The organism is Roseinatronobacter monicus (assembly GCF_006716865.1).
Lineage (GTDB): Bacteria > Pseudomonadota > Alphaproteobacteria > Rhodobacterales > Rhodobacteraceae > Roseinatronobacter > Roseinatronobacter monicus.
This window is the reverse complement of the sequence record NZ_VFPT01000001.1, coordinates 2654161-2665022: the sequence shown is the minus strand read 5'-3', so window position 1 is coordinate 2665022 and position 10862 is coordinate 2654161. Positions and strand designations below refer to the sequence as shown.

Sequence of the window (10862 nt, the reverse complement as noted above, 5' to 3'; positions counted from 1 at the left end):
CAGTGCATTGCGCAGGCAGGCACCGCAAGGGGGAAGCGCACACCCTATGGCTGCGGGTGGTGAGATGGGGCGGCTATGCGGGACAAACTGACACAGACCATTCCACGTGCAAAGCCGCGCAGCGTCGGGCCGCGATGCGGCGATCCTCAGTTAGACCTATAGAGCTTTATGGCAGCCAAATCCGAGCAAGTTTTGAGCTTCGCGTATGTGGCAGCCAAATCGCCGTGCCCGGGGGCGGCCCGGCGATGCGCGGCGGCCTGCGGCCTTGACTCCGCGCGAGTGAAGGTCCGCAAGGTCCTCACCGCACACTTTCGCCCAGCACCTCATCCACCCATTCCGGCACCAACTGGCTTGCAGGGCCAAGGCGGGCCTCGTCGAACAGCCCCGATGTGGCCGAGGCTTCGAGGTTCAGCTCCAGCGTGCGCGCGCCTGCAAAACCCGCTTGCTGCACGAAGCCTGCCGCCGGATACACATTGCCTGACGTGCCGATGGCCACGAACAGGTCGGCCTGTGCGAGTGCTGTGTCGATCTGCTCCATGTGATAGGGTATTTCCCCGAACCACACGATATCAGGCCGCGTGGACGCGGTACCGCAGGCAGGGCAGGGGTCATCCACCCCCATCACATCCGGTGCGGCCCAGCGGTGGCCGCACGCCCCGCATAGCGCGCGGGTCAACTCCCCGTGCATATGGATGACCGAGGCCGCACCCGCGCGCTCCAACAGGTCATCGACATTCTGCGTCACCAGCGTCACGCGGTCCGGCAGGGCGGCTTGCAAGCGCGCAAGGGCGGCATGGGCGGGGTTGGGCGTGGCACCCCGACAATTTGCGCGCCGCGCGTTGTAGAACTCATGCACCAATGCGGGGTTGCGGGCAAAGCCCTCTGGGGTCGCCACCTCCTCAAGGTCGTATTTTGTCCACAGCCCGCCCACATCGCGGAATGTGCCCAGCCCGCTTTCGGCAGACAGCCCTGCGCCGGTCAGAATGACGATGCGGTCCATGCGCTTCACCTCTCGTTCAGATGGTCGTGGATGACCTGCGCCAGTGCTTCGGAAATGCCGTCTACGGCCTGCAAATCCGTCACCCCCGCCCGCGCCACCGCCTTGGCCGAACCGAAATGCGCCAGCAGCGCGCGCTTACGGCCCGGACCTACGCCTGCAATATCATCCAAGGGCGAGGCGCTGACCGATTTCGCCCGTTTCGCGCGGTGCGTGCCAATGGCAAAGCGGTGCGCCTCATCGCGCAGGCGCTGGACGAAATACAGCACAGGGTCATTGTGGCGCAGCGCAAAGGGGCGCGTGCCGGGGCGGTGAAATTCCTCTTTGCCCGCGTCGCGGTCAATCCCCTTGGCCACCCCCACCACCGGAATGTCATCAACGCCCAGATCGGCCATGATCCCGGCCACAGCGCTGATCTGGCCCGCGCCCCCGTCGATCAGCAGCAGGTCGGGCCATGTCTCGCCTTGCCTGTCCGGGTCTTCCTTCAGCAGGCGCTCAAAGCGGCGGGTCAGAACCTCTTTCATCATGCCGAAATCATCGCCCGGTGTCAGCCCTTCGCCGCGAATGTTGAATTTGCGATACTGGCTTTTCAGGAACCCGTCCGCGCCGGCCACGATCATCGCGCCCACGGCATCGGTGCCCTGAATATGGCTGTTGTCATAGACTTCGACCCGCGCAGGCGGGGCGTCCAGCCCGAACGCCTCGGCCAGCCCTTCCAGCATGCGGCCTTGTGCGGCATTCTGGGCCATGCGGCGTGCAAGGCTCTCGCGGGCGTTGCGCAGCGCGTTTTCCACCAATTCGGCCTTTTCGCCGCGTTGGGGCACGGCGATTTCCACCTTGCGCCCCGCACGCTCGGCCAGGGCCGCACCCATCAGGTCGGTATTCTCGATCTCATGCGACAAAAGCAGCAGGCGCGGCGGTTCCTTGCTGTCATAGAACTGGCCCAGAAACGCTTCCAGAATCTCCGGCTCCTCGGCCCCGGCCCCTGTGGCGGGGTAGAAGTCGCGGTTGCCCCAGCTTTGATTGGCGCGGATGAAAAACACCTGCACGCAGGCCTGCCCCTTTTCCAGATGCACGGCGATGACATCGGCCTCGGTCACGGTCTTGGGGTTGATCCCTTGTGATTGCTGCACATTGGTCAGCGCGCGGATGCGGTCACGCAGGGCGGCAGCGCGCTCGAACTCCATCGCCTCCGAGGCTTTTGCCATCTCTTCCGCCAGTTGCCCCTGTATCTTCGTGCTTTTGCCCGACAGGAAGCGTTCGGCATCGGCCACCAGCCCGGCATAATCGCCCTCGGAAATATACCCCACGCAAGGCGCAGAACAGCGCTTGATCTGATACAGAAGGCACGGGCGCGTGCGGCTGTTGAACACGGAATCCGTGCAGTTGCGCAGCAAGAACACCCGCTGCAACTGGTTCAGCGTGCGGTTCACCGCCCCCGCGCTGGCAAAAGGGCCGAAATAACTGCCCTTGGTCGCCCGCCGCCCCCGATGCTTGCGCAACTGCGGAAAGGCGTGATCTTTCGGCAGCAGGATGTAGGGAAAGCTTTTATCGTCGCGCAGCAGCACATTGTAGCGCGGCTTGAGCTGCTTGATCAGGTTCTGCTCCAGCAGGAGCGCTTCGGTTTCCGTGCGCGTGGTCAGGAACATCATGCTGGCCGTTTCCGAGATCATCCGCGCGATCCGCGCCGAATGGCCCGAAGGGCGGGCATAATTCGACACCCGCGCCCGCAGGTTCCGTGCCTTGCCGACATAGAGCACTTCGGATTTCTCGTTCAGCATCCGGTAGACGCCGGGCGATTTGTCGAGCGTGTCCAGATAGGACTGAATACAGGCATGGCCCCGCGTTTCGGGGTCTGTTCCTGCGATATGATCGGAATGCTCAGCCATTACCTTCGGTCTTGCGTGATTCTGCGGCGCTCTGCAATGTTTTCACCCGTGCTACAACCTGAATCCTGTCCACTGAACCTGTGGATATCTCTGTGGGGAAATTCTGGATTGCAGCGTTTTTCCCTTGATTCAACGGCTAATTCCAGAAATGCCTAAAAAAAAGGCAATATGTTAAGCACATGAAATCAAGCGATATTATTTTTGCAATTCGCAAGCCTATGAAAATCATGATGTTTTTATCTCAATCTTGTGACAGGACTGTGAACAGTGCACAACTTGGGGCGCATCGGGTCAGAAACGCGGCTCTGTGCCTGCACTTTCCGCCGATTTCCAGATCAGATGCTCGCCCCCATCGACACATAAAATCTGCCCTGTAACCGCCGGGGCATCAAGGAAAAAGCCAAGTGCAGCTGTAATGTCGGCGGGGTTCGCACCGCGCCCCAGAACGGTCGCCTCGCGGCTGCGCAGATACGCATCACGCGGCTGATCCGCTGCCTGCAAGGTCGGGCCGGGGCCGATGGCATTGACCCGGATCGCAGGCCCCAATTCTTGTGCTGCCATGCGGGTAAAGGCCCATAGCCCCATCTTGGCAATTGAATAGCTCATATGCTGCGGCGTCAGCTTGCGCACTTTTTGGTCAATCATGTTCACAACCAGCCCCTGCGCCACCGGCTCGCCTTCTGCGTCCATCTGCGGCGCGGGGCATTGCGCGGCGAAGGCTTGGCTCAGCACAAACGGCGCGCGCAGGTTTGACATCATGTGCCGGTCCCAGCTCTCAAGCGTTGCGGTGGCAAGCGTATCCTCTTCAAAGATCGAGGCGTTGTTCACCAGCAGCGTCAGCGGCCCGCCAAGGGCACGGCCCGCCTCTGGCACCAGCGGCGCAAGTGCTGCCTCTTGCAGCAGGTCGGCGCGCAGGCACACGGCCCGGCGCCCCATCCCCTCTATCTCATGGGCCAGGTCTTCTGCCGCTTGTGCCGATGTGGCGTAATGAATCGCAACATCATGCCCGCGTTTGGCCAGATATAGCGCCATCGCACGCCCCAGCCGATGCGCGGCACCCGTGACCAATGCCTTGCCCAAACCCTACCCTCCGTTAAGAAACAGAAACCACAAATAGCCCCCATAAGTCAAAAGCAAGGCAGCCCCGAAAATACGCCCGACGGGCCGGCCGGTCCAGATGAACGGTGCGAGCACCAGCGCCGCACCCAGCATCACCCACAAGTCCAGCCGCAACATTTCCGGCGGCACGGTCATCGGCCCGATCACACCTGCAACCCCAAGGATCAGCAGCAGATTAAACAGGTTAGAGCCAAGAATATTGCCCAGCGCCACCCCCCCTTCGCGCCGCACCGCCGCCATAAGCGTTGTCGCCAGTTCCGGCAGAGAGGTGCCGATGGCCACAATCGTCAGCCCGATCACCACATCCGACACGCCCAAGGTTTCGGCAATATCGACAGCACCTGACACCAGCATATGTGCCCCGATTGGCAGGCCGATCAGCCCAAGCGCCAGATAAACCCCGATCTTTGGCCCGCGCAGGTTCGGGTCGGCCCCCTCCAACTCTTCCACCGCGATGCGCGCCTTGCGGCCCCGGATGATGCTGTCGGCCATGAACAGGCCAAAGGCAGCCAGCAGCACAAGGGCTTGCCACAGCCCGATCACACCCGTGTAGGCCAGCGCCATGAACAGCAGCGTGGCCCCGATCATGATTCCGTAATCGCGCAGGTTTTCGCGGCCCAGCAGAACCGGGGCGATCAGCGCAGGTGCGCCCATGACCAACAGGATATTGGCAATGTTTGACCCGACGACATTGCCCAGCGCCAGCCCCCCGGCACCGGCCAGAACCGCCTGAACCGAGACCAGCAATTCGGGCGCAGAGGTGCCGAAGGCCACCACGGTCATCCCCACCATAAAGGCCGGAATGCCCAAGCGCAGCGACAGGTTCACGGCACCGCGCACCAGAAAATCGCCTGCAACCAAAAGCAGGACAAGCCCCCCTGCCACCAGCAGAAGATCGATCAACATGTATTACTTTTCCTTGCAATCACACGCTTCGCTGCGCAGCATATATTTGCCGCAGCGGGTGCATTTACGGGGACGGGGAAGTTTCGCGGACCTCAATTTGTCCAAGGGAGTCTTGTGTTTCGGGTTCAAAAATTTCTGAATCGCGCCCATCACAATCATAAAGACCAGAAATGCGGCAACGATCTTGATAATCACGGGCTACACTCCGAACCGGGCATACAGCGCACGTTCTTCAGCCAGCGCCATGGTGTCGGACAGCAGCGACAACCCCAGACGCGACAGGAACGGGCGGCGCATGCCATAGGTGCGAAAGCGCACTTTTTCGCCGTAGCGGTTCTGCATCATCGGCACCAGATGGCCCAGACCATCGGCCAGCCCCAATTCGACTGCGCGCCCGCCCAGCCAGAACTCGCCAGTGAACAGGCTGTCATCCTCGACCAGTTTTGCACCGCGCCGCTCTGTCACTTGTGCGATGAAATTCTGATGCACCTGATCCTGCAAGCCCCGCAGCCGCGCCACATCTTCGGGGTTTTCAGGGCTGAACGGGTCCAACTGCGATTTTGACTTGCCCGAAGTATAGACGCGCCGTTCCACGCCGTAGCGGTTCAGCAATTCATGCAGCCCGAACCCCGCCGAAATGACCCCGATCGAGCCGACGATCGAGTTGCCATCGACATGAATATCATCCGCCGCCGTGGCCAGCCAATAGCCACCCGACGCCGCGACATCTTCGACAAAGGCATGGACCGGAATCTTCACCTCATCCGCCAACCTGCGAATGCGTGCAGCAATCAATGCGCTTTGCACAGGGCTCCCACCCGGCGAATTGATGACCAATGCCACCGCTTTGGGCTTGCCGCGCCGGAAAGCAATCTCGACCAGCGGGGCCAGACTGGCATCATTCAACCGCCCCGGATTGCTGCCCGTGGCGATCATGCCTTGCAGCCGGATGACGGCGACAGACGGTTTGCGTTTGATAAACGAAAAAATCTTGTTCATGGCGCAGCATGTAAGGCGATTGTTGCGGCGCAACAAGGGGCCGCGCGAAGAATGCAGCCTTGCACCCATCCCCGCACTCTGTGCAAATGAACCCTATCATGCTGGACCGTCTGGAAATGTTCATCGCCCTTGCCACCGAGCGCCATTTTGGCCGCGCGGCAGAGCGCTGCGGTGTCACCCAACCCTCGCTCTCGGCGGCCATCAAGCAGTTGGAGGGCGAACTGGGCGTGCAGCTTGTCTGGCGCGGCTCGCGCTTTGAAGGGCTGACACCCGAGGGGGCGCGCGTGCTGGACTGGGCGCGGCGCATTGTCGGCGACGCGCGCACCCTGCGCGAAGAAATGCGCGCCGCCCGTCATGGCCTGTCGGGCAATCTGCGTCTGGGCGTCGTGCCCACCGCCCTGCCGATGATCGCGCAACTGACCGGCCCCTATCTGCGCCGCCATCCGAATGTGAAAATCGAAATCCTCTCGCGCTCCTCCATCGAGATCCTGCACGAGATCGACAATCTGCAACTCGATGCAGGTGTGTCATATCTCGACAATGAACCCTTGGGCCGCGTGGTGACAGAGCCACTGTATTCCGAGAAATACCTGCTGCTGATGCGCACCGACCATGCGCTTGCCACGCGCACCGCCCTTGACTGGGCCGAACTGGCAGCACTTCCCCTGTGCCTGCTGACCCAAGACATGCAAAACCGCCGCATCATCAACAATGAACTGGCCCGCGCCGAGGTGCCGGTGGCCCCGCAACTGGAATCCAATTCCGTCGTGGCGCTGGTCGCCCATGTGCAGGCCGGTCCTTGGGTCAGTGTGGTGAACGCCCACACCGCCGCCCTCTTCGCCGCCACCCCCGATCTGTGCGCCGTGCCGCTTCAGGGCGAGGGCGGGGCCAAACAGGTCGGCCTGATCGCCCCGTGGCGAGAGCCGCACACCCCGGTTCTGGCCGCCCTGCTGGCCGAGGCGCGGCGCTTCTCCTTGGGCTGACCGGCCCGCATCCGCGGCCAGTGGCGATAATCTGCCGATTACGCGCGCAGAGATGTGGAAAAATCCAACACCGCGCTACATCTCGGCGTTAAAGGGTGCGAGATGCACCAGTTACTTGCGGAGAGGGCGATATGGACGATTGGTTGAAAGAGCTTCGGAAGAGAGCGCCGGGGGATCGCGCGGTGCGGTTCATGGTGCTTGGCGGCACCGCCTTGCTGGTCCTGATCGTGCTGGTGGATGCGTTCGGCGCGCGCGAGCGCGCAATCGCGGCCCGTGCAAACCCGCCCGCCGAAGAAACCGTCTCGGCCACTGTCCCCTCTGTCTACCGCGTCCCGCGCGACCTTGCGAGTGAAGCCGCCGCCTCCGCACGCGACGTCGCTGTCGCCGAAACCACAGACGACACTACAGACGACACCGCGACCGAATTGGCCGAGGCCGATACCACAGACGCCGCCGCAGAGCCTGAACTGGCCGAAGACGCCACGCAACAAGACACCGCTGCCGAAGACGCGACCGAAGACGCGGCAGAGCCAGAGGTCGCCGAAGCCGACCCCGCCGAGGATGCCACGCAGGACATGGCCGCCGAAGAAACTACCGAGAGCGTGGCAGAGCCTGAACTGGCCGAAGACGCGACCGAGGATGCGACACAAGACATGGCCGCCGAAGACATGGCCGCCGACGACGCGACCGAGCAGGCGGCAGAGACAGACCTCGCCGAAACAACCCCCGAAGACGCGCCCGCAGACACAACCGCCGCAGCGGCAACCGATGATGACGCGCTGGTCCTGCTCGCCGATGCCGATATTTCCAACGGTGAAAGCGTGTGGCGCCAATGCCGGGCCTGCCACGTGCATGACGCCGAGCAAAACCGTGGCGGCCCGCATCTGGTGAATATCATCGGGCGCGAGGTCGGCGTGGCCGAGGGCTGGCGCTACTCGAACGCATTGTCGGACCATGACGGGGTGTGGACGGTCGAGTCGCTTCTGGCATGGCTGGAAAACCCCGACACCTATATCCCCGGCAACCAGATGGCCTTTCGCGGGCTGCGCAACGAGCAAGACCGCATCGACGTGCTGGGCTTCCTGAACGCCAGCGCCGACTGATCTGGCCTGCTGCCGCTGGGTGATCCCGCCAAACCTTAGCCCCGCCACATCGTGATATGCTGGCGGGGTTTCGGGTTTGAGCGCGGGGCAGCTATGCGGGATTTGCAGGCATTGCGTTTCCGGGTGCAAAGCCGCGCAGCGTCGGGCCGCGGTGCGGCGATCCGCAATTGAAGTTAAAGCACTTTATGCCAGCCACATCCGAGAGAGATCAGAGCGTTGTGCTGGTGGCAGCCAAATCGCCGTGCCCGTGGGCGGCCCGGCGATGCGCGGCGGGCTGACGCCCTTGATTCCGCGCTTGGGGACAGTCCGCAATGGGATCGAAGGCGACTTGCGGCGGTGCGGCACGCCGGTCCACAGCCGAGTGGCAGCTGTGCGGAGAGGGTGTGTGAAAACTCGCCTCTTTTTGTGAATTGTGGTATGCTCTCTACATCTGAAGCGAGGGTATGTCATGGCGGGATTTATCGAAGGTTTGGACCGCCAGCAGACGATGTTGCTGCCTGAACATCTGGACGATTATGTTGATGAGAACAGCCCGGTCCGCGCCATTGATGCCTTTCTCGACATGCTTGATCTCGCGATGCTTGGCTTCACTGTGCAGCCATCGCCGACCGGTCGGCCAGGCTATCATCCTGGGCTGTTGCTGCGGATTTATCTCTACGGGTATTTGAACCAGATCCAGTCATCACGGCGGCTGGAACGAGAATGCGGTCGTAACCTGGAACTCATTTGGCTGACCGGTCGGTTGAAGCCGGATTTCAAGACGATTGCTGATTTTCGTAAGGATAACGGGCCTGCGATCCGCAAAACCTGCCAGCAATTTGTCGCCCTATGCCGCAACATGGGTTTGCTCGACGGCGATGTTGTTGCGATTGATGGCAGCCGCTTTAAAGCGCTGAACTCCAAGGCCAAGAATTACACGCGCGGCAAGCTGCGCCAGAAGCTCGATGAGATTGATAAAGCAATCGAGCGTTATCTGGGCGAGTTGGATCGTGCTGATGCGGTGTTTGAGCAGACGGGCACTGTGCTGCCAGAGGCCCGCATGGAACGCACCCTGAGAAAGCTGGAACATCTGAAAAAAGAGGCGGTCCGCTACCGATCAATTGAACAGCGCATGGATGAGACTGGTGAAAGCCAGGTCTCGCTCAGCGACCCTGACGCCAGATCAATGGCAACAACAGCGCGCATGCCGCGCATTGTCGGCTACAATGTTCAGACCGCTGTCGAAGCCGATCACCATCTGATCGTCGCACATGAAGTCACCATGCTTGGGTTTGATCGGGACGCTTTATCGATGATGGCGGTAGCCGCGGGCGATGAAATGACGACAGATCAACTCACGGCAATCGCGGACAAAGGCTACTACAAGGGGGAGGAAATCGTCGTCAGCGAAGAGGCTGGCATCTCGGTTGTCGTTCCTAAACCCATGACATCAAATTCCGGTGCGCGCGGCCAGTTTGACAAGGCAGACTTCGCGTATGACGCCGCAAAGGATGTCTACATCTGCCCAGCGGGCGAGGATTTGATTTACAGATTTACCAGTCAACAAGACGACAAAGCCATCAGATCATACTGGTCGGGCGCATGTGCTGATTGCGTCATCAAGGACAAATGCACGACCGGCAAGGAACGCCGCGTGCGCCGGTGGGAACACGAGGCTGTCCTTGAGCGCGTTCAGGCGCGGCTGGATGCCGACCCAGGCCAATTGGCTGTCCGAAGCATGACGGTAGAGCACCCCTACGGCACGATTAAATCATGGATGGGTGCCACGCATTTCAAAATGCGGACCCTGAAAAAGGTGGCGACGGAAATGGCGCTGCATGTGCTGGCCTATAACATGACCCGTGTCATGAACATCATGGGCATTCCGGCGATGATCGCGGCGATGAAGGCGTAAATGGCCTTGATTGCTCAAAATCCGCTCCCGAAAACACAGAAACCATCCTCAGATGCTCCCGCCGCCCTCGTGGCCCCCCGAGACGGACCAAATACTTCGCACGACTAAAAACACGCCCATACGGCGAGAACGACCGGTTTTTCCAAAAATAGTCGAGTTTTCACACACCCTCCGGACGGAGCGGACAGTCGCTGCGGCTGCGACGTGGTGAAACTTCAACATTGGCTATTCGCACAGGAGCGATGTTTGCTAAGTCAACCGAAAGACACTACCTATTTTCTCGCGGTCGATGGATGAAGCTGGGAGCATGCGTCTATGTTGGAAGGATTTGAAGAATGGTTTGCTATTAGGAATCAACATAGCGACGACGATATATGGCCTGGAAAATTAAAATTTAGCGAAGACACTGGGATCATGCTTGAAGCCATCCGCCACTTGGATAGTGGAAACCATTCTGATGCGCCCTGTTGTGACAAAGGAACCATTACCGGTTACCTTGATTATCAGCGCCCTACAACGATCATTGACCCGTGGGTTCAGTCGCAGGGTGGCGGCAGTATCGGCGTTGATACCCCTGTTATCCCAAGTTCATCAACAAAATCGATAAGTGTTTGATTTCATTTAGGCTGAATGGCCAAAAATGTTACAACACGAGGGTTGTCAGGCTGGCTTTGGCAGGTTGAGTGTTTCGAAGAGGTCCAGTTGCTCCGGTGTGGTTTTGCTTATTCCGTGGAAGCTGCGGCTTCCAGCGTATGCCGTGTGTTTGTGAATGCGCGACAGGATGTCGAGGGCGAGCTGAGGGCTTGCGTGATGGCCTTTGGCCTTCAGGCGCATGCGCATGACCCGGTGCAGGGTGAGGGCCAGAAAGCAGATCAGCGCATGGGCGCGGATACGGTCTGGCAGCCGGTGATGGACCGGCGCGATCTCGATGTCGGATTTCAACACGCGAAAGCCGCGCTCGATATACCATAG

9 protein-coding genes and 1 pseudogene are annotated in these 10862 nt (G+C 60.7%); 4 read left to right on the top strand and 6 right to left on the bottom strand.

Features of this window, described 5'->3' with window-relative positions:
- Positions 1–298: 298 nt before the first annotated feature.
- The 5 genes from BD293_RS12715 to BD293_RS12695 form a co-directional block, all read right to left on the bottom strand.
- A complete protein-coding gene (locus tag BD293_RS12715; RefSeq protein ID WP_142082285.1) occupies positions 299–1000 on the bottom strand; it encodes an NAD-dependent deacylase in 702 nt (233 codons plus the stop codon).
- 5 nt (positions 1001–1005) lie between these two features.
- The gene (gene uvrC / locus BD293_RS12710; protein WP_142082283.1) at positions 1006–2886 is read right to left on the bottom strand and encodes an excinuclease ABC subunit UvrC; all 1881 of its coding nucleotides are present in this window, start codon (positions 2884–2886) and stop codon (positions 1006–1008) included.
- 291 nt (positions 2887–3177) lie between these two features.
- On the bottom strand, positions 3178–3966 hold the full coding sequence (locus BD293_RS12705; RefSeq protein ID WP_142082281.1) for an SDR family oxidoreductase: 789 nt from the start codon (positions 3964–3966) through the stop codon (positions 3178–3180).
- 3 nt (positions 3967–3969) lie between these two features.
- Positions 3970–4911 carry a calcium/sodium antiporter gene (locus BD293_RS12700; protein WP_142082280.1) on the bottom strand — a complete coding sequence of 314 codons (942 nt, stop codon included), beginning with the start codon at positions 4909–4911 and terminating at the stop codon, positions 3970–3972.
- Positions 4912–5109: 198 nt separating this feature from the next.
- The gene (locus BD293_RS12695; RefSeq protein WP_142082277.1) at positions 5110–5910 is read right to left on the bottom strand and encodes a S49 family peptidase; all 801 of its coding nucleotides are present in this window, start codon (positions 5908–5910) and stop codon (positions 5110–5112) included.
- 98 nt (positions 5911–6008) lie between these two features.
- Here BD293_RS12695 and BD293_RS12690 point away from each other — a divergent pair, with 98 nt between their 5' ends.
- The 4 genes from BD293_RS12690 to BD293_RS12675 all read left to right on the top strand — a co-directional run bounded on the left by BD293_RS12690 (position 6009) and on the right by BD293_RS12675 (position 10505).
- The gene (locus BD293_RS12690; RefSeq protein WP_142082275.1) at positions 6009–6893 is read left to right on the top strand and encodes a LysR family transcriptional regulator; all 885 of its coding nucleotides are present in this window, start codon (positions 6009–6011) and stop codon (positions 6891–6893) included.
- A gap of 131 nt (positions 6894–7024) precedes the next feature.
- A complete protein-coding gene (locus BD293_RS12685) occupies positions 7025–7996 on the top strand; it encodes a c-type cytochrome (RefSeq protein WP_142082274.1) in 972 nt (323 codons plus the stop codon).
- 448 nt (positions 7997–8444) lie between these two features.
- Entirely contained in the window at positions 8445–9890 is a 1446-nt protein-coding gene (locus tag BD293_RS12680; RefSeq protein WP_142082272.1) for an IS1182 family transposase, read from the top strand.
- Between the two features lie 315 nt (positions 9891–10205).
- Positions 10206–10505, top strand: a complete 300-nt coding sequence (locus BD293_RS12675) for a hypothetical protein (protein WP_142082270.1) — start codon at positions 10206–10208, stop codon at positions 10503–10505.
- A gap of 45 nt (positions 10506–10550) precedes the next feature.
- On the opposite strand, the pseudogene BD293_RS12670 reads toward BD293_RS12675, so the two are convergent.
- Positions 10551–10853 (bottom strand): annotated as a pseudogene (locus BD293_RS12670) (IS1634 family transposase); the annotation flags it as partial.
- Between the last annotated feature and the right edge of the window lie 9 nt (positions 10854–10862).